This window comes from Anianabacter salinae, assembly GCF_019061145.1.
GTDB lineage: Bacteria > Pseudomonadota > Alphaproteobacteria > Rhodobacterales > Rhodobacteraceae > Anianibacter > Anianibacter salinarum.
On record NZ_JAHQZS010000007.1, the window covers coordinates 24811 to 42229 of the forward strand.

At 68.0% G+C, this 17419-nt stretch carries 18 protein-coding genes and 1 tRNA gene; 4 read left to right on the forward strand and 15 right to left on the reverse strand.

Translation table 11 applies throughout. The annotated features are described in order from the left end of the window. Nucleotides 1-76 precede the first annotated feature (76 nt). Nucleotides 77-1342, forward strand: a complete 1266-nt coding sequence (gene purD, locus KTJ87_RS16545) for a phosphoribosylamine--glycine ligase (RefSeq protein WP_267140264.1) — start codon at nucleotides 77-79, stop codon at nucleotides 1340-1342. A 114-nt stretch (nucleotides 1343-1456) separates the two neighbouring features. On the opposite strand, the gene KTJ87_RS16550 is transcribed toward purD, so the two are convergent. Together KTJ87_RS16550 and KTJ87_RS16555 are read right to left on the reverse strand one after the other, a co-directional pair. Then, nucleotides 1457-2140, reverse strand: coding sequence for an FG-GAP repeat domain-containing protein (locus KTJ87_RS16550; RefSeq protein ID WP_267140265.1), 684 nt, complete (start codon nucleotides 2138-2140; stop codon nucleotides 1457-1459). Nucleotides 2141-2202: 62 nt separating this feature from the next. Then, a complete protein-coding gene (locus tag KTJ87_RS16555; protein ID WP_267140266.1) occupies nucleotides 2203-2526 on the reverse strand; it encodes a 2Fe-2S iron-sulfur cluster-binding protein in 324 nt (107 codons plus the stop codon). A 246-nt stretch (nucleotides 2527-2772) separates the two neighbouring features. Here KTJ87_RS16555 and KTJ87_RS16560 point away from each other — a divergent pair, with 246 nt between their 5' ends. Further along, entirely contained in the window at nucleotides 2773-3102 is a 330-nt protein-coding gene (locus KTJ87_RS16560) for an OB-fold nucleic acid binding domain-containing protein (RefSeq protein WP_267140314.1), read from the forward strand. A 204-nt stretch (nucleotides 3103-3306) separates the two neighbouring features. On the opposite strand, the gene KTJ87_RS16565 is transcribed toward KTJ87_RS16560, so the two are convergent. From KTJ87_RS16565 to KTJ87_RS16575, 3 genes are all read right to left on the reverse strand, one after another. Next, nucleotides 3307-3393 (reverse strand) — tRNA-Leu (locus tag KTJ87_RS16565). A gap of 109 nt (nucleotides 3394-3502) precedes the next feature. After that, nucleotides 3503-5104: a peptidoglycan-binding domain-containing protein gene (locus KTJ87_RS16570; RefSeq protein ID WP_267140267.1), complete on the reverse strand. Its 1602-nt coding sequence runs from the start codon at nucleotides 5102-5104 to the stop codon at nucleotides 3503-3505. A 137-nt stretch (nucleotides 5105-5241) separates the two neighbouring features. After that, on the reverse strand, nucleotides 5242-5781 hold the full coding sequence (locus KTJ87_RS16575; protein WP_267140268.1) for a DUF2306 domain-containing protein: 540 nt from the start codon (nucleotides 5779-5781) through the stop codon (nucleotides 5242-5244). 100 nt (nucleotides 5782-5881) lie between these two features. Between KTJ87_RS16575 and KTJ87_RS16580 the strand changes: the two genes are divergently transcribed. Further along, nucleotides 5882-6664, forward strand: coding sequence for a LytTR family DNA-binding domain-containing protein (locus KTJ87_RS16580; protein WP_267140269.1), 783 nt, complete (start codon nucleotides 5882-5884; stop codon nucleotides 6662-6664). 5 nt (nucleotides 6665-6669) lie between these two features. Beyond that, nucleotides 6670-7314, forward strand: coding sequence for a lipoyl(octanoyl) transferase LipB (lipB, locus tag KTJ87_RS16585; protein WP_267140270.1), 645 nt, complete (start codon nucleotides 6670-6672; stop codon nucleotides 7312-7314). 3 nt (nucleotides 7315-7317) lie between these two features. On the opposite strand, the gene KTJ87_RS16590 is transcribed toward lipB, so the two are convergent. The 10 genes from KTJ87_RS16590 to KTJ87_RS16635 all read right to left on the reverse strand — a co-directional run bounded on the left by KTJ87_RS16590 (nucleotide 7318) and on the right by KTJ87_RS16635 (nucleotide 17413). Beyond that, a complete protein-coding gene (locus KTJ87_RS16590) occupies nucleotides 7318-7770 on the reverse strand; it encodes a GNAT family N-acetyltransferase (RefSeq protein ID WP_267140271.1) in 453 nt (150 codons plus the stop codon). A 51-nt stretch (nucleotides 7771-7821) separates the two neighbouring features. After that, complete coding sequence (locus KTJ87_RS16595; RefSeq protein ID WP_267140272.1) at nucleotides 7822-8028, reverse strand: formate dehydrogenase subunit delta; 207 nt, start codon at nucleotides 8026-8028, stop codon at nucleotides 7822-7824. Then, a complete protein-coding gene (gene fdhD / locus KTJ87_RS16600) occupies nucleotides 8018-8839 on the reverse strand; it encodes a formate dehydrogenase accessory sulfurtransferase FdhD (RefSeq protein ID WP_267140273.1) in 822 nt (273 codons plus the stop codon). The genes KTJ87_RS16595 and fdhD overlap by 11 nt, the downstream gene beginning before the upstream one ends. 4 nt (nucleotides 8840-8843) lie before the next feature. Beyond that, entirely contained in the window at nucleotides 8844-11741 is a 2898-nt protein-coding gene (gene fdhF / locus KTJ87_RS16605) for a formate dehydrogenase subunit alpha (protein ID WP_267140274.1), read from the reverse strand. A 103-nt stretch (nucleotides 11742-11844) separates the two neighbouring features. After that, complete coding sequence (locus KTJ87_RS16610; RefSeq protein ID WP_267140275.1) at nucleotides 11845-13362, reverse strand: NADH-ubiquinone oxidoreductase-F iron-sulfur binding region domain-containing protein; 1518 nt, start codon at nucleotides 13360-13362, stop codon at nucleotides 11845-11847. Further along, nucleotides 13359-13829, reverse strand: a complete 471-nt coding sequence (locus tag KTJ87_RS16615) for a formate dehydrogenase subunit gamma (protein WP_267140276.1) — start codon at nucleotides 13827-13829, stop codon at nucleotides 13359-13361. The genes KTJ87_RS16610 and KTJ87_RS16615 overlap by 4 nt, the downstream gene beginning before the upstream one ends. 94 nt (nucleotides 13830-13923) lie before the next feature. After that, the gene (locus KTJ87_RS16620) at nucleotides 13924-14820 is read right to left on the reverse strand and encodes a LysR family transcriptional regulator (protein ID WP_267140277.1); all 897 of its coding nucleotides are present in this window, start codon (nucleotides 14818-14820) and stop codon (nucleotides 13924-13926) included. A gap of 90 nt (nucleotides 14821-14910) precedes the next feature. Beyond that, nucleotides 14911-15606 carry an RraA family protein gene (locus tag KTJ87_RS16625; RefSeq protein WP_267140278.1) on the reverse strand — a complete coding sequence of 232 codons (696 nt, stop codon included), beginning with the start codon at nucleotides 15604-15606 and terminating at the stop codon, nucleotides 14911-14913. Beyond that, nucleotides 15606-16295, reverse strand: a complete 690-nt coding sequence (locus tag KTJ87_RS16630; RefSeq protein ID WP_267140279.1) for an alpha/beta fold hydrolase — start codon at nucleotides 16293-16295, stop codon at nucleotides 15606-15608. Before KTJ87_RS16630 ends, KTJ87_RS16625 begins: the two co-directional genes overlap by 1 nt. Further along, nucleotides 16292-17413: a cobalamin-independent methionine synthase II family protein gene (locus KTJ87_RS16635; protein WP_267140280.1), complete on the reverse strand. Its 1122-nt coding sequence runs from the start codon at nucleotides 17411-17413 to the stop codon at nucleotides 16292-16294. The genes KTJ87_RS16630 and KTJ87_RS16635 overlap by 4 nt, the downstream gene beginning before the upstream one ends. Nucleotides 17414-17419 lie beyond the last annotated feature (6 nt).

The window sequence follows — 17419 nt, forward strand, 5'->3', positions numbered from 1 at the left end:
CATGACCCGCCGCGTCTTGTGAAGCCTCCCGGAACCCCCTAGACGAACTCACGCCTCAGAACGGGACCCATCTGCCATGAACATCCTGATCCTCGGCGGCGGAGGCCGCGAACATGCCCTCGCCTGGGCAGTGATGCAGAACCCCAAGTGCGACCGGCTGATCGTCGCCCCCGGCAACGCCGGGATCGCCGCCATCGCCGACTGTGCCGCGCTCGACATCCTCGACGGCGCCGCGGTCGCGGTGTTCGCCGCCGACAACGCCATCGACCTCGTCATCGTCGGGCCAGAGGCGCCGCTGGCCGCCGGTGTCGCGGACAGGGTGCTTGCGGCCGGGATCGCCTGCTTCGGCCCCTCTGCCGCCGCCGCCCGGCTCGAGGCGTCCAAGGCCTTCACCAAGGAAATCTGCGACGCGGCGAACATCCCCACCGCCGCCTGGGCCCGCTTCACCGACGCCGCCGCCGCGCGCGCCCATGTGACCGCGCAAGGCGCCCCCATCGTCGTCAAGGCCGACGGGCTTGCGGCGGGCAAGGGCGTCGTCGTCGCCATGACCATCGCCGAGGCCCATGCCGCCATCGACGACATGCTGGACGGCGCCTTCGGCAGCGCGGGCGCCGAAGTGGTGATCGAGGAATTCATGTCAGGCGAGGAAGCCTCGTTCTTCGTGCTGTCGGACGGCACCGACGTGCTGGCCATCGGCACCGCGCAGGACCACAAGCGCATCGGCGAGGGCGACACCGGCCCGAACACCGGCGGCATGGGCGCCTATTCGCCCGCGCCGGTGCTTTCGCCCGAAATCGAGGCCCGCGCCATGGCCGAGATCATCCGCCCCACCATCGCCGAAATGGCCCGCCGCGGCACGCCCTACCAGGGGGTGCTCTATGCCGGACTGATGATCGAGAACGGCGCCCCGCGCCTTGTCGAATACAACGTCCGCTTCGGCGATCCCGAGGCGCAGGTGCTGATGATGCGCCTCGGCGCACAGGTGCTCGACCTGATCCAGGCCTGCGCCGAGGGCCGCCTGGCCGAAGCCCGCGTCTCCTGGGCTGACGATCACGCGCTGACCGTGGTGCTGGCCGCGCAAGGCTACCCCGGCGCCCATGCGAAAGGCGAGCCGATCGGCGGCCTCGCCGCCCTGCCCGAGACATCGCAGCAAATGGTGTTCCACGCAGGAACCGCCGAGACCGAAGGCCGGATCGTCTCGAACGGCGGCCGCGTCCTCGGCGTCACCGCGCGCGGCGCCACGCTGCGCGAGGCGCAAACCCGCGCCTATGCCATGGTGGACGGGATCGACTGGCCCGGGGGCGTGCACCGCCGCGACATCGGCTGGCGCGCCCTCGACTGACCCGCAGGCGCCCCTGTCCCATCTTTGGTCCCGAAATACTCGGGAGAGCGCGAGAGGGAACATCTCGCACGCCCCAAGCGGGCTAAATGCCCGCGCCGGGGCGTTCCACCGGGATTACCGCTTGCAGTCCAGAACGTCCTGCAGCGCCGCGGCCTCTGCCACCTCCGCCGTCTCGATCGTCCCGCCAGCCAGGCGCGAGGCCATCACCCGGGCCCAGCCCGCATCCAGCGTGATCATCTCGGGCCCCGCGCCGCAATCGCGCAAGCCCCCCGCGATGGCGGGATCACCGATGCGGTGGTTGGTCAGGCCGTCGGCGGCCGCGATCTCGCGCAGCGCGCCGTCCTCGAACCGCCAGACCCGCAGCACCCGCGCCAGATGCGGGCGGTCGACATAGGCGATCTCGACCCGCCCGTCGCCGTCGAGGTCCGCAGCGCCCACCGGCGCCAGCCAGCGATGGGTCTGGCCGATATGCGGTGTCGCGGCGACAAGTCCGGTCTCGTCATAGACCGACAGGCGCGCGCCGCGCGCGATGTCGGTCTCGACCGCGATCACCTCGGGCGCACCGTCAAGGTCCAGATCGGCAAGGCGCGGCGCGACATCCTCGAACACCCGGCTCTCGGGCAGCACCAGCCGCCGCCGCGTGCCGTTCGACAGGGTCAGCACCAGCGTGCCCCATTCGACCGCATCGCCAAGGATGCCGTGGTCGTAGCGCGTCGTGGGGTCGGCATAGTCGGCGGCGGTGATGGTCTGGGCGTCCCCGGCCGAGGCCAGACCGCCCACCACAAGCGCCGCCAGCACCGCAGCGCCGCGGGCGCGCGGCCGCCAGAGGAGGCAACGCAGACGCGGCGCCCCCGCAGGCATCAGATCTGCTTTTCGGGCATTTGCACCACAAGACCGTCCAGCGCGTCCGACACCTTCAACTGGCAGGTCAGGCGCGAGCGGCCGGGATCGGGTTCATAGGCGAAATCGAGCATGTCCTCTTCCATCGCCTCCTTGCCCGGCAGCTTGCCGACCCAGTCGGGATGGACATAGACATGGCAGGTGGAACAGGCGCAGGCGCCGCCGCAATCGGCCTCGATACCCGGAATGCCGTTGTCGCGGGCGCCTTCCATGACGGTCATGCCGTTCGCGACATCCACCACATGCTCGGTGCCGTCATGCTCGATATAGGTGATCTTGGCCATCTGCCTTCCCCTCGGATCGTTCTGCCTCGTAACAGTCAGGATCGAGGGATAGGCGATTTCACGCAGCGTTTCCAGAGCCGATGACGGCTTGCGCGCGGTCGTGAATGTTCTACATTCGTTCTTATGGAGTCCTTGCCGAACACCCCCCCACACGAGCCCCAACACGGGCATCACGATGGGCATCACCGCGACCCTGACGACCGGCCCCGCCCCGGACCTCGCCGGTGGCCGCGCCCGCCGCGCGCGCTGCCGCACGGCCAGCTGGCCGATCCGCCGGCCGGCGCACGGGTGACGGTGGCCGGGCTGGTGCTGGTGCGCCAGCGCCCCGGCACCGCCAAGGGCGTCATCTTCATCACGCTCGAAGACGAGACGGGCGTATCCAACGTCATCGTCTGGCGCCACGTCTACGAACGCTTTCGCCGCGCGGTGATCGCGGGGCGTCTCCTGCGCGTCACCGGCAAGCTGCAGCGCGAGGCAGGCGTCACCCACATCGTCGCCGAGCAGATCGAGGACCTGTCCGCCCTCCTTGACGACCTGCTGCGCCCCGACATCGCCCGCGCGGGGGATCAACCGTAAGGCAGCGCGGGCAAGGCAAACGGAGGAACCGACGGCACTTCAGGCATTATCCCCCCAAGATCGGGGGGATTACCGTGCACAGATCGGCCCATATGCGCCACACCGGGCGTCGCCACCGCAGGATCCATGCGGTCAGCACGACATCAGGCTTCGGACATGGCCAAGAGCCATATCCCGCATTCATTCGACAAGGCAGGGGAGTTTTGGTGCGGTCGAGAAGACTCGAACTTCCACGGGAGTTACCCCACAGCGACCTCAACGCTGCGCGTCTACCAATTCCGCCACGACCGCACGCCGTGAAGTGAGGGGTGTCTAGCGACTAGCCGCAGCGATGCCAAGGGGGATTTGCAGGAATTTCGCGGCAGATTGCCGGAGCCTGAATGCAGGCTCCGGCCTGACGCTATTGGCTGACCTTGAACGTCGGCAAGGCCGCAACCGGAGCCTTGCTTTCGGCAGGCGCCTGGACAATTGTTCCAGACCCGCCGGTCAGCGCCGCGCGGATCAGGTCGGGGCGTTCGGTGACCGTCGGGGCGAAGACGCGGGTGGCGCCGTTCTCGACCGCGTCGAGGCTGGCAAAGTACCAGTCCTGCGCAAGGTCCTGCCGTTTCGCAAGGCCGATGCCCTGGTGCAGGTGGTGCCCGACCAACTCGCCGTAGGCCCCTTCTCCCAGCACCACGAGCAGAAGCGCCGAGCCCAGCGCGATCCCTGTGTCATCGCTCTGGTAGCCATAGCCCAGGCAGATGCGCGAGGTCAGGGTCAGCTCGGACGGGTCCTTGCCGCTGGACAGGATGAAGCTGCCGACCTGCTGGATCACCTCGGGGCGCGGCTTGAGCGACGTCGCCGCCACGCTGTCCTTCATCGCCGCGCCGTAGGCGCTGCAAAGTTGCGCCACCTGATCGCGGGTGACCTGCAGGCCGGCCGCCGTCTGGTTGCCTTCCTCGATGGAATAGGTCCGCGCAAGGCAGAACTGTTCGTTCAACACGAGGTTGGTGTCGTTGATGCGGTCGATGGTGGTGAAGCCGCCGTTGGCATTGGTGACCAGGCTGACGCGGCCGCAATGGCTGGACAGCGCGGTTTGCGCGGCGGCCGCCCCGAAGGTCGGCAGCCCTCCTGCCCCCGGCAGCGACGGCAAGCCGCCCGCCACGGAGAGCGTCGTGTCGCCGCTGTCCTGCTCGGGTGCGGGCGCCGGTGCCGCGACCATTACGGTGCAGCTGCCGCCCATGCAGTCGAAATCATCGGGTCCGGGGTCCGCCATCAGAAGATCGTTGCGGCGATAGCCATCGGGCGTCGAGGCAAAGACCAGCGACTTGCACTGGACCGCGCTGCACCAGAAGCTCGACCCGGCGAAGGACGTGTCGAGGATGTAGTCGTTGTTGCCGTCGCCGTTCAGGTCGGCAAGCTGGATGAACCCCGCGCGCTGAAGAAGCTGTTCCGCCGAGGGGTCCGAGCTGTCCGCGATCTCGTCGATGGCGTCCGAGACCTCGATCGGCAGACCGGCATAACCCACACCGCCGCGCGACGAACCGCCCCCGGCCATCACCTTGTACTGATCCTTGAGCAGCGCCTTGGCGCCCTGCGGATCGCGCGAGATCAGGCGCATCGCATCGGGCGCGCCTGACTGGCCGCGGGTGTAGGCGGTGACAAGCACGTTGCGTTCGAACTCGGTCAGTTGCCCGGTCGCGGGCAGCTCCATGAAGGCCTGGTATTGCGAGATCGCCGCGCGGCTGGTCGGGCCAAGCGCGCCGTCCGGGGTGCCCGCAGGGAAGCCGAAGTAGTTGAGCGAAGTCTGCACCTGGCGGTTCTGCTCTCGCGTCGCGCTGGCAACGCCGGTCGAGCGGTAGACGGTGCGCGTGCGCGGATTGTTGGCGTTCATCATGGCGCCGCCGATAATTCCGCCGATGATGCCTCCCACGATTTCACCCTGGGCGAAGACGGGGGCGGCGGGCGCGGCGGAAAGCGCCGCAGCAAAAGAGGCGGACAACAGGTATTTGCGAGCGAACATGGGAAATCTCCAGAAAGACGGGCCGAGCACTGGCGCGAAGCGTAGCACAATTCAGGGGTGTGTCTTCCGCGACGGCATCCTCAGGAAGCATTTTCCGCGGATTCCATCCTGTCGGCGCCGCAATGGCGTGCGCCCGATCAGCGATCCGTGCTGCCCTCGGCGGCAATCGGCGCTGATCCGGACAATCGGCGCAAAGGGCGGAACAAACCGATTCGGCGCAGCTCGGGCGCGAAGATCAGCGCCAGCCCGGCCCCGATCACCGCCCACCCGGCTTCTGGCGTGTCGGGCAGCAGCGCCCGGCTCAGCGTGCGGCCGGGCAGGAAGTTGAACAGCCCGGCGATTAGCAGCCCCTTCCAGTAGAGGTTCTGCATGATGACCCGGTGCAGCCGCACGTTCCCGGCAAGGATCGCGCGCATCGCACGCCACAGCGACCATAGCACCAGAACCGCAAGCAGGTGGATCGGCGACACCGGGCCGATGACGCCGAAATTGCCGATGGCGAAGGAACTGAGTGCCGTGAAGGCCATCGCCGCGACCCATACATAGCCGAGCGACTTGTGCAGCCTGTCCCTGCGCGGGCGCAGGATCGCCATCGGACCCAGCACGAGGGCAAGCGTCGCGGCGGCGGTGTGAAGCTGGATGTGCAGCGGAGCGTCGAGAAGCGGATCGAAGGTCATGGGCGCGGTCCTTTCTTGGCAATGGCCGTGTCGATGCCTATCCATGGGGCGCGCGCCTCGATCCTTGCCAGCGCGCCTGCGTGAAAGGAGACGCCAAGTCGTGAGCCGCCGCCCCCCGCATCACGCGCTTCGCGAGATACGGTCCCATTTCGCCCATCCGGCGACCTGGGCCGTGATGCTGGCCATCGCGGCGCTTCTGGCGATTCTGGGCCCCTTCGGCACAGGAGACAGCCTGCGGGCGGTCCCGCGCCTTGCCTTCTGGTCGGCGCATGTCGCGGTCAACTATGTCATCGGCTACGCGGTGAACCGGCTGCTGCAGGGCGGTCCCTTGCAGGGCGTGCCACACTGGATGGCCCTTGCCGTGGCGAACCTGTGCACGGGCCTTGCGATCTGTGCCGGGGTCTTCGTCATCAACTGGGCCGCGCTTGGCTATGTCCCGGGCCGCGCCGAGGCCGCCGGGTTCTTCGGCACCGTCCTTGTGATCGCGCTGATCGTGTCGGGGGTGATGGAGATGCTGGCGCGCACCCTGGTCGCGGCGGACCCGAGCGGGGAAGACCGGGACAGCACGCCGCCGATCCTCGACCGTCTTGCGTTCGACAAGCGCGGCGCGCTGGTGGCACTTTCGGCCGAGGATCATTACGTCCGGGTGACGACGACAGCGGGGGAAGATCTGGTGCTGATGCGCTTCGGAGACGCGGTGAAGGAAGTGGGCGCGACGAACGGGCTGCAGGTCCACCGCGCGCACTGGGTGGCGGTGGCCGAAATCCGCGCCGCCCGCCGCGAGGGAGAGCGTGCCGTCCTGACCCTGTCCACCGGCGCCGAGGTGCCGGTCAGCCGCGCCAATGTGCCCCGGATACGGGAGGCGGGGCTTCTGCCCCGCTGACGGCCATGACCGAATGGATCACGTCGCAGGCCCTAGTGCCCTACGAGGATGCCTTGCACCGGATGGAGGCGCGCGCCGCCGACATCGCCGAGGGCCGCGCGGATGAAGCGATCTGGCTGCTGGAACACCCGCCGCTCTATACCGCCGGAACCTCTGCCCGGCCCGAAGACCTGACCGACCCGGACCGCTTTCCGGTGCATCAGGCGCGGCGCGGCGGGCAATACACCTATCACGGTCCCGGCCAGCGCGTGGCCTATGTCATGCTCGATGTCGGCAAGCGCGGCCGCGACGTGCGCCGCTTCGTGCAGGATCTCGAGGCCTGGGTGATCGCCGCACTGGCCGAGTTCAACGTCGACGGCCATATCCGCGAGGGCCGCGTCGGGGTCTGGGTGGAACGCCCGGACAAGCCGCCAATGCCGGACGGCAGCCTGCGCGAGGACAAGATCGCCGCCATCGGCATCCGCCTGCGCAAATGGGTGTCGTTCCACGGCCTGTCGATCAACGTCGAGCCGGACCTGTCGCATTTCGACGGCATCGTGCCCTGCGGCATCCGCGAGCATGGCGTGACATCGCTGGTCGATCTTGGCCTTCCGGTCACGATGGAAGACCTCGACGTAGCCCTCAAGCGCAGCTTCGGGCAGGTGTTCTGAGGGTCAGCCAAGGTCCTTGCGCATCGTCGCCATGCCGCCCCGGCGCGACAGTTCTTCATACCCGGCGCTGAGATAGGCACGGTGCGCGGGCGCGTTGTCCGTCTCGACCTTGAGCGTCACCGAAAGCGCGTCCAGCCCCCGCGCCGCGTCTTCCACAAGCGCGGTCATCTCGGCCCCTGCCCCGCCGCGCGCCTCTGGCGCGATGTAGACATAGGTCAGGTGCCGCACCTCGGGGCCGATCCCGACGCGCAGGGCGAAAAAGCCGACAGGATCGGTCCCGTCGAGGACATAAAACGACGCATCTCCCGGCTCGTTCAGCCACTTCTCCTGCCATTCGAGCGGGTCGAACGGGTGCTTTGCGTTGGGGTTCACGAGGGCAAGCTCGGCCGCGTCCGTCAGCATCTCGGACAGGGTGACCAACTCGAACGGGGCGTTCTGGCGCAGCGTCAGGGGCATGGCGGGGAGGTGCCACAGCGCGGCCGCCCGGTGCAACCCCCGCAGGCGCGGTCAGGCGATCAGCTTCACCGCCCGGATCACCACACTGTCCAGCCCGTCGCCGCCTTGCGCGACATGCTCTGCAAGCTGCTGGCGCATCCGCGGTTCCCAGAAATCCCGGATGTGGTCGCCCACCTTCTCGGGCGCGTCCACGTTCGGCTGCGTCTTGAAGAACGTGGCGATCTGGTTGGCCATGCGGACCATCTTGTCAGGCGACATCAAGGGCCTCGTCGGTGATGCGGTGGGGATGGGAATAGACATCGAAGCCGCCTTGGCGCGCGAAAGCCGCCAGCGTGATCCTTGATGTCTCGGCGACACGCACCGCCTGCGCCGTGGGCGCCGAAACGGCGATCAACGCGGGCACGCCCGCCACCGCGCATTTCTGCACCAGTTCCACCGACAGCCGAGAGGTCATCACCGCCGCGCCGTTGGCAGGGTCGATCCCCTGCGCGGCCAGCGCACCGATCAGCTTGTCGAGCGCGTTGTGGCGGCCGACATCCTCGCGCACCAGAACCATGCCCCGGCCCGGCATCAGGAATCCCGCCGCGTGGGTCGCATGGGTCACATCGTGCAGCGCCTGGTGCGGGCGCAAGGCATCCGTCGCCCCTGCCACCTCTCGCCGCGTCAGGCGCAAACCGTCGCCTGCGATGCGCGGCACCGGGCGCAAGGCCTGCTCGAGGCTGTCGATCCCGCACAGCCCGCAGCCCACCGGCCCGGCCATGCTGCGCCGCCGGTCCGCCAGCGCATCGGCGCGGTCCTCGGTCAGCCAGAACCGCGCCTCGATCCCCTGCGGATGGGTCACGATCTCGAACCCCTCGATCTGCGCGGGGTCGGTGATCGCCCCTTCGGTCAGCGCAAAGCCATGGGCGAAATCCGCGATGTCCGCCGGGGTCGCCATCATCACCGCCTGCGCGGTGCCGTTGAAGACGATCGCCACCGGCGTTTCCTCAAGCAGCGTGCGATGCACGGCAAGCGTGCCGTCCTTGCGGTGCGACCATCCGGGCGCGCTGAAGGTGGGCGCGGCGGACATGACGCTACTCCGCCGCAGGCAGGATGCGGCGGGCCATCTCTGCCTGCGCGGCATAGTCCTCCTGCCAGCCGGTCGGCCCGTTCGAAGGCGCGACCTGCACCGCCGTCACCTTGTATTCCGGGCAGTTCGTCGCCCAGTCCGAATAATCGGTGGTGATGACGTTCGCCTGCGTGTCGGGGTGGTGAAAGGTCGTATAGACCACGCCGGGGCTGACCTTGTCGGTCACTGTCGCCCGCAGCGTCGTCTCGCCCGAGCGCGAAGCCAGCCGCACCCAGTCACCATCGTTCACACCCCGGTTCTCGGCGTCATGGGGATGGATCTCCAGCAGATCCTCCTGGTGCCAGACGACGTTGTCGGTGCGACGTGTCTGCGCGCCGACGTTGTATTGCGACAGGATGCGCCCAGTGGTCAGCAGCAGCGGAAAGCGCGGGCCGGTGCGTTCGTCCGTGGCGACGTATTCCGTCACGATGAACCGCCCCTTGCCGCGCACGAAGCCGTCGACGTGCATCAGCGGCGTGCCCTCGGGGTGCGCCTCGTTGCAGGGCCACTGAACGCTGCCCTTTTCTTCGAGCATGGCGTAGTTGACCCCGGCGAAGGATGGCGTGGTCGCGGCGATCTCGTCCATGATCTGGCTGGGGTGGGTATAGCTCCAGCCGCCGCCCATAGCGTTCGCCAGCGCTTGCGTCACTTCCCAGTCTTCATACCCGTTGCGCGGCGCCATCACCTTGCGCACGCGGTTGATGCGACGCTCGGCATTGGTGAAAGTCCCGTCCTTCTCGAGGAAGGTGGAACCCGGCAGGAACACATGCGCGTAGTTCGCGGTCTCGTTCAGGAACAGGTCATGGACGATAACGCATTCCATCGCCGCAAGCCCGGCGGCGACATGCTTGGTGTCGGGGTCCGACTGCAGGATATCCTCGCCCTGACAATACAGGCCCTTGAAGGTGCCATCGACAGCGGCATCGAGCATGTTGGGAATGCGCAGGCCCGGCTCTGGGTCGATCTCGACGCCCCAGGCCTGCTTGAAGATGTCGCGCACCTCGGCGCCCTTCACATGGCGGTAGCCCGGCAATTCATGCGGGAACGATCCCATGTCGCAGGAGCCCTGCACGTTGTTCTGGCCGCGCAGCGGGTTCACGCCGACGCCCTTGCGCCCGATGTTGCCGGTCAGCATGGCGAGGTTGGCGATGGCCATCACGGTGGTCGAACCCTGGCTGTGCTCGGTGACGCCAAGGCCGTAGTAGATCGCGCCATTGCCTCCCGTGGCGAACAGCCGCGCGGCGGCGCGCATCTCGGCCGCCGGCACGCCCGTCAGCATCTCGGTCGCCTCGGGGCTGTGGCGCGCGTCGCTGACGAACTCGGCATAGACCTGGAACTCGTCCCAGTCGCAGCGCTCGCGGATGAACGCCTCGTCCATCAGCCCCTCGGTCACGATGACATGCGCCAGCGCGGTCACGACGGCGACATTGGTGCCCGGGCGGAGCGGCAGGTGATGGGAAGCGGCGACATGCGCCGATTTCACCAGATCAATGCGGCGCGGGTCGATCACGATCAGCCTGGCCCCGGCGCGCAGGCGCTTCTTCAGGCGCGAGGCAAAGACCGGGTGCCCGTCCGTCGGGTTCGCGCCGATCACGATCACGACGTCGGTGTGTTCCACGCTGTCGAAATCCTGCGTGCCCGCAGAGGTGCCAAAGGTCTGGCCCAGCCCGTACCCGGTGGGCGAATGGCAGACCCGCGCACAGGTGTCGGTGTTGTTGTTGCCGAAGACCGCCCGCGTCAGCTTCTGGACAAGATAGGTTTCCTCGTTCGTGCAGCGGCTTGAGGTTATGACGCCGATGGACTTCTTGCCGTATTTGTCCTGAAGCCCGCGCAGTCGGTCGGCGGCAAAGCCAAGCGCCTCGTCCCAGGACACTTCGCGCCACGGCTCGTCAACGCGGTCACGGATCATCGGCGACAGGATGCGATCCTTGTGGCTGGCATAGCCATAGGCAAAGCGGCCCTTCACGCAGGAATGCCCGCGATTGGCCTTGCCGTGCTTGTAGGGCACCATCCGCACCAGTTGGTCGCCCTGCAACTCTGCCTTGAAGGAACAGCCCACGCCGCAATAGGCGCAGGTCGTCACGACCGAGCGGTCGGGCGTGCCCATCTCGATCACCGATTTTTCCTGCAAGGTCGCGGTCGGGCAGGCCTGAACGCAAGCGCCGCAGGACACGCAATCGGAGCCGAGGAAGTTGTCCCCCGCCTCGCCCGCCGACACCCGGCTGTCGAAACCGCGCCCCGAGATCGTCAGCGCGAAGGTGCCTTGCACCTCTTCGCAGGCCCGCACGCAGCGGTTGCAGACGATGCACTTGGACGGATCATAGGTGAAATACGGGTTGCTGTCGTCCTTGGGCAGCCATTCGGGATTGGCCTGCCCCGAGGTGTCGCGCGGCGCGAAATGGTTCGACAGCGCGCCGCCCTCGGGGGCTGCATAGCGAACGTCGCGCAGGCCAACGGCCCCCGCCATGTCCTGCAATTCGCAATCGCCGTTGGCCGAGCAGGTCAGGCAATCCAGCGGATGGTCGGAGATATACAGCTCCATCACCCCGCGCCGGATCTTCTTGACCTTGGACGACTGGGTCCGGACCACCATCCCCTCGGCCACCGGCGTCGTGCAGGAGGCAGGCGTGCCGCGCCGCCCCTCGATCTCGACCACGCACAGACGGCACGACCCGAACGCCTCAAGATTGTCCGAGGCGCACAGTTTCGGAACCCCGATCCCGGCCTCGGCGGCGGCGCGCATCACGCTGGTGCCTTCGGGCACCGTCACCGCGAACCCGTCGATGGTCAGCGTCACCGGCGCGCCTTCGCGCGCAGGCGTGCCCATATCGCGGTCGTCCCAAGGTATGATGAAGTCCTTCATGCGTCCATCTTCCAATTCTTCTTTGCCCAAATACGCGCGGGGGTCCGGGGGGCGCAGCCCCCCGGCCGGTCGCCGCCGCAGGCGGCGAGACCTTGCACCCGCCTCATTCCGCAGCCTCCCGCACCCGCGCGAAATCGCCGGGGAAATGCGTCAGCGCCGACATCACCGGCAGCGGCGTGAAGCCCCCCAGCGCGCAGAGCGAGCCCTCCTTCATTGTCTCGCACAGGTCGGCCAGCAGCGGCGCCGCGTCGAGATCGCCTGCCGCGATCCGGTCGATCGTCTCGACCCCGCGCACCGCGCCGATGCGGCAAGGGGTGCACTTGCCGCAGGATTCAATCGCGCAGAATTCCATGGCGAATCGCGCCATGCCCAGCATGTCGGCGCTGTCGTCGAACACCACCAGCCCGGCATGCCCCAGAAGCCCGCCCTCGGCGTCCAGTTCCTCGTAGCCGAGGCGCGCGTCGAACTTCGACACCGGCAGATAGGCCCCCAGCGGCCCGCCGACCTGCACCGCCTTGACCGGGTGGCCCGAGGCGCTGCCGCCGCCCAGATCGTTCACCACCTCGTCCAGCGTGATGCCGAAGGCTGTCTCGAACAGCCCGCCGCGCGCGACATTGCCCGCGATCTGCAAGGTCACCGTGCCGCGCGATCGGCCCAGCCCGAAATCGGCATAGGCCTGCGCGCCCTTCTCGAAGATCACCGGCACCGTCGCCAGCGAGATGACATTGTTCACCACCGTCGGACGGCCAAGAAAGCCTTCAAGCGCGGGCAGCGGCGGTTTCGCCCGCACCACGCCGCGCTGGCCCTCCAGCGAGTTCAGAAGCGAGGTTTCCTCGCCGCAGACATAGGCGCCCGCACCAACGCGGATCTCCATGTCGAACGCCCTGCCCGATCCCAGCACATCGCGCCCCAGAACTCCCGAGGCGCGGGCAATCTCGACCGCCCGGCGCATCACCTTGATCGCATCGGGGTATTCCGAGCGCAGATAGACATAGCCCTGCTCCGCCCCCACACCGAGACCCGCGATCACCATGCCCTCGATCAGGGTAAAGGGGTCGCCTTCCATCACCATGCGGTCGGCGAAGGTGCCGCTGTCGCCCTCGTCGGCGTTGCACACGACATATTTCCGCGCGCCGGGGTCACAGGGTGCGTCATGCACGGTCTGCCACTTGATGCCGGTCGGAAACCCCGCCCCGCCGCGCCCGCGCAGGCCAGAGGCCTTGACCTCGTCCACGATCTCTTGCCCGGTCATGCCCAGCGCGCGGCGCAGCCCGGCAAGCCCGCCATGTGCCTCGTAATCCTGAAGCGACAGCGGGTCGATGACGCCGACGCGGGCAAAGGTCAGCCGCGTCTGCCGCTTCATCCAGTCCAGGTCCTCGACCGGGCCAAGCGCCTTGGCGCTGGTGCCGTCCAGGATCGCCGCCGCGTCCTCAGGCGTCGCGGGGCCATAGCCGTGGCGCACGCCGCTGATCTCGACCTCGACCAATGGCTCCAGCCAGACCATCCCGCGCGATCCGGTGCGCACGATCTCGGCGTCGGGCGCGGCGGCGCGCAGAGCGGCGACAACCTCGTCCGCGCCAACGGCCTTGGCGGCGCTGTCCATGGGAACAAAGATCTTCATGCGCCCGCCTCTGCCAGCAGGCTGTCCATCCGCGCCGCGTCGACGCGCCCGACGACGCGGTCGCCCAGCATCACCGCGGGCGCGCAGGCACACAGGCCAAGGCAATACACCGGCTCGACCGTCACCGCGCCGTTTGTGGTGGTGCCGTGCCAGTCCAGCCCCAACCGCGCCAGCGTCGCCTCGGCCAGCGCGGTGCCGCCAACCGATTGGCACGCCTCGGCACGGCAGATCTTCAGGACATGCCGTCCGGCGGGCGCTGCGCGGAAATCGTGGTAGAAGCTCAGCACACCGTGCAGCTCCGCCCGGGTGATGTTGAGCGCCTCGGCAACGGGAACATGGGCCGCGGCGGGCACGCAGCCGAAAGCATCCTGCAGGGCGTGCAGGATCGGCAACAGCGGACCTTCGAGATGCAGGTGGGCTTGGATGATCTCGTCGATCTCGGCCGTGTCGATGGCGGGGTCGGGCATGGCCAGGGCGGTCTCCTCACATTTGGCATACCTTCGCACACGGTCCGGGCGCCCGATCAATAACGGCGTTCAGTCGGTCGATTTGGTATTTCGATCAATCCTGACCGGACTGCCCGGCCAGCGCGCGCGCCTCGGCCAGAAGCGCGGCCAGAACCGGCGTGCGCGGGTCCCTGTGCGGCAGCACCAGGCCCACCTTGTGCTCTTGCCCGCCGCCGTCGAGAGGCACCAACGCAAGGTCCTTGCCGCCGGACAGGAACGCGGCGACATCGCGGGGAAGCACGGCCATGCAATTGCCCGACGCGACGCTGGCGACCAGCGCGATGATCGAGTTGGATTCGATCCAGACGCGCGGCACGGCACCGTTCCGCGCAAGGCACTGGTTGATGATCCGGCGGTTCTGCATGTCGGGCGTCAGCATCGCCAGCGGCGCATCGTCCAGCGCCGCCCAGGCCACCCGCTCGGCCCCCGCAAAGGACGAAGTGCGCGCGCAGACGAGGATATAGCTTTCCTCATACAACTCGGCGGTATCGACCCGGCCCAGCGGTTCGTTGTCGAGATAGGAAATCCCGGCATCCGCCTCGAAATCCTCGAGCATCTGGAGGATGTCGCGCGACGGGCGCGACAGGATCGTGAAGCGCACGTTGGGATGGCGCTGGCTGAACGCCGTGCACAGCCGCGCCGCCCAGGTCTGCGCGGTGGGGATGACGGCAAGGCGCACCTCGCCCGAAAGGCCGTGTCGGCTGGTCCGCATCTCGTCGCGAAGCTGCCGGGCATCGCCGAGGATGCGCTTGGACCACACAAGCGCGGTCTGGCCCTCGGGGGTCAGCCCGCCGAACCGCGATCCGCGGTGCACAAGCTGCACGCCAAGCTGTTCTTCAAGCTGCTTGATCCCGGCCGATAGCGTGGGCTGCGCGACGTTGAGGCTTTCGGCGGCGCGACCGAAATGCCGCTCACGGGCGAGCGCGACGAACATCTCCAGCTTGTCCAGCATGATCCGGCTTTCCTATCGCGGCCCCCTCAATCAATCGGCGATGCGGATCAAGTTGTCCAGACAGAGGGCGGGCGGCACCGCTGCGGGCGGTCAGGTTCTCGCGCGCTCGAACGCTTCCCAGCATCGCTCGAAGGCCTCGAAGGTCATCGGACCTTTCTTCGCTTCGCCAAGAACGATCTCTTCGCTGGCGATCAGCTTGTGGATCGCGCCCGCCAGCTCTGGCAGCACATCCGGGGGAATGACGACCGCGCCATGCCGGTCGGCGTGGACAAGATCGCCCTCAGCCACGGTCAGCCCGAACACCGTGACTGGCCCGCCGATCTCGGTCACATGCACGAAGGCATGGCTTGGACCGATGGATCCCGCCACCACCGGGAACCCCGGCGCGCAGTCGCCAAGGTCGCGCATCACGCCGTTGGTCAGCACGCCCGAGACGCCAAGCGACTTGTGGACCCATGTGTTGATCTCGCCCCAGAAGGCACCGACGCAATGGGGAGAATCGGTATCCTCGACCACCGCGATCGAGGGCGTCCGCGCCTCGGACATGTGGCGGTAGTAGGCCATCCGGCGCGCGCGGGTGTCGGCGACAGGTTCGGTCGGGGGTGCCAGCGCCGCGATCCGGGCGGTCACGGCATAGCCCACGACCGCAGGTGCGGCGGGATCGTTGCGCAGCACGGTGCCGCGCGTATAGGCGTCGAACCCGCGCTTGCCCTGCGCGACCTCGATGGCGTTGCAGACAGTGGGCGTGTCGCAGCGGCGCAGCAGGTTGAAAAGCTCGTCGTCCATCAGTCCTCCAGCCAGCGGAGCAGCGCCGCCGTCGTCGTTTCGGGTTGTTCCAGGGTCGGCAAGTGTCCCGAGCGGGGCACGATCACCAGCCGGGAGTGCGGCATCAGCGCATGCATCAGGTCGTGCCGGTCGCGCGGGCAAAGCCGGTCGCCCTCGCCCATCAGCACCAGCGCGGGGCCAGTGTAGGCGCGCAAGGTGTCCTGCTGGTCGGGCCGCGAGGCAAGCGCGCGCGATTGCCGCTCGAAGACCTCTGGGCCAAGGGTCAGAGCCATGTCCATGCACAGATCGAGGATCGCCTGTTTGCCCGGCCCGTCGGCAAGGTAGTTAGGCTTCATCTCGTCGCGCAGCACCTCGCGCAGTTGTCCGGCGTTCGCCTTCTGGATCTGGGCGTCACGCGCTGCCTGCACCTCCGGCGCCTCTGCGCGCGGGTTGGTGTCGAGCAGCGCCAGGCGCTCCACGCGCCCGGGAGCCTGCCGCACCATCTCCATCGCCACGATGCCGCCCATCGACAGCCCCGCGAGCGCAAAGCGCGCGGGCGCGTGGTCAAGGACGGCGGCGGCCAGATCCTCGACCCGGTCCGCCTCGGTGATCGCGGCATGGATCACGCAGCGCCGACCGAAGGCACCCATCTGCGGCCCCCAGAGTCGGGCGTCGCACATCATGCCGGGGATCAGGACAAGCGGCGTCATCCCGCCGCCCGCGCGCCCTCGGACAGGGCGGCCAGCTTGGCCCATGCGATTTCGGGATCGACGGCGCCGAAGCCCGCGAAGGTGCCGAAGCCGCAGTCGGACCCGGCGATCACGCGGTCGGCCCCGACGATATCGACGAAACGGCCAAGGCGCTGGCGCACAAGTTCGGGGTGCTCGACAAAGTTGGTCGTGGTGTCGACCACGCCGGGCACCAGCACCTTGTCGTCCGGGATGTTGGCGGCCCGGTCGCGGAACACCGCCCATTCATGGCCGTGGCGGGGATTGGACGTCTCGAACAGGACATAGCGCGCCTTGACCGACATCAGCGTGTCGAACATCTGCGCCATCGGAATGTCGCAGACATGCGGGCCTTCGTAGTTGCCCCAGCAGATATGCACGCGGATCTTCTCGGCCGGGACATCCGACAGCGCGTGGTTCAGCGCCTCGACATGGGACGCAGCGACCTTGACGAACTCGGCATCCGACAACTCGGTGAACAGCATGTGCCGCGACAGCGCCAGATCGGGACAGTCGAGCTGCAGGTCCAGCCCTGCGGCAACGATGGTCTCGTATTCCGCCTTCATCGCATCGGCCAGCGCGGCGAGATACGCCTCGCGGCTGGGGTAATGCGCGTTCTGCAGGAACAGTGAGATCACCCCCGGCGAGGCCGCGTTCATGAAGCCGCGCGTGACACCCTGCGCCGCCATCGCGGCCTTGAGGTTGGCGATGTCCTTGTGCAACTCGTCCTGCCCGGCAGACCGCACGTCCCCAACGCACATGGGCCGCGCATAGCTGGGCGTGCCGCCGGAGTTCGCCAGCCGATCAAGGAAGCTGGGGAACAGCTTGAGGTCCGCAGGCGCGTTGCGCGGGCTGTCGCCGTCAAAGCCGGTGTACCGGTCCTTGACGTAGGTGGCATAGCTGATCTTCGAGGTCTCCCCGTCCGACACGATGTCGATCCCCGCCTCTTTCTGGCGGCGGACGACATCGTGGACCGCCTCGGTCATAACGCGGTCGAATTCGGCGGGGTCATGCGCCGCGCCGCGCTCGCGGGCGAACAGCTGGTCGACGACCGCCTGGCTGCGGGGAAGGCTGCCGACATGGGTGGCGAGAACGGGCATCCTGGT

What these genes read in the sequence shown, in the direction of transcription:
- KTJ87_RS16630 (WP_267140279.1), bottom strand. Translation starts at nt 16,295, where the DNA reads ATGACGCCGCTTGTCCTGATCCCCGGCATGATGTGCGACGCCCGACTC.
- purD (WP_267140264.1), top strand. Translation starts at nt 77, where the DNA reads ATGAACATCCTGATCCTCGGCGGCGGAGGCCGCGAACATGCCCTCGCC.
- KTJ87_RS16625 (WP_267140278.1), bottom strand. Translation starts at nt 15,606, where the DNA reads ATGGACGACGAGCTTTTCAACCTGCTGCGCCGCTGCGACACGCCCACT.
- KTJ87_RS16570 (WP_267140267.1), bottom strand. Translation starts at nt 5,104, where the DNA reads ATGTTCGCTCGCAAATACCTGTTGTCCGCCTCTTTTGCTGCGGCGCTT.
- KTJ87_RS16610 (WP_267140275.1), bottom strand. Translation starts at nt 13,362, where the DNA reads ATGAAGATCTTTGTTCCCATGGACAGCGCCGCCAAGGCCGTTGGCGCG.
- fdhF (WP_267140274.1), bottom strand. Translation starts at nt 11,741, where the DNA reads ATGAAGGACTTCATCATACCTTGGGACGACCGCGATATGGGCACGCCT.
- KTJ87_RS16635 (WP_267140280.1), bottom strand. Translation starts at nt 17,413, where the DNA reads ATGCCCGTTCTCGCCACCCATGTCGGCAGCCTTCCCCGCAGCCAGGCG.
- fdhD (WP_267140273.1), bottom strand. Translation starts at nt 8,839, where the DNA reads ATGTCCGCCGCGCCCACCTTCAGCGCGCCCGGATGGTCGCACCGCAAG.
- KTJ87_RS16575 (WP_267140268.1), bottom strand. Translation starts at nt 5,781, where the DNA reads ATGACCTTCGATCCGCTTCTCGACGCTCCGCTGCACATCCAGCTTCAC.
- KTJ87_RS16620 (WP_267140277.1), bottom strand. Translation starts at nt 14,820, where the DNA reads ATGCTGGACAAGCTGGAGATGTTCGTCGCGCTCGCCCGTGAGCGGCAT.
- KTJ87_RS16555 (WP_267140266.1), bottom strand. Translation starts at nt 2,526, where the DNA reads ATGGCCAAGATCACCTATATCGAGCATGACGGCACCGAGCATGTGGTG.
- KTJ87_RS16590 (WP_267140271.1), bottom strand. Translation starts at nt 7,770, where the DNA reads ATGCCCCTGACGCTGCGCCAGAACGCCCCGTTCGAGTTGGTCACCCTG.
- lipB (WP_267140270.1), top strand. Translation starts at nt 6,670, where the DNA reads ATGACCGAATGGATCACGTCGCAGGCCCTAGTGCCCTACGAGGATGCC.
- KTJ87_RS16595 (WP_267140272.1), bottom strand. Translation starts at nt 8,028, where the DNA reads ATGTCGCCTGACAAGATGGTCCGCATGGCCAACCAGATCGCCACGTTC.
- KTJ87_RS16615 (WP_267140276.1), bottom strand. Translation starts at nt 13,829, where the DNA reads ATGCCCGACCCCGCCATCGACACGGCCGAGATCGACGAGATCATCCAA.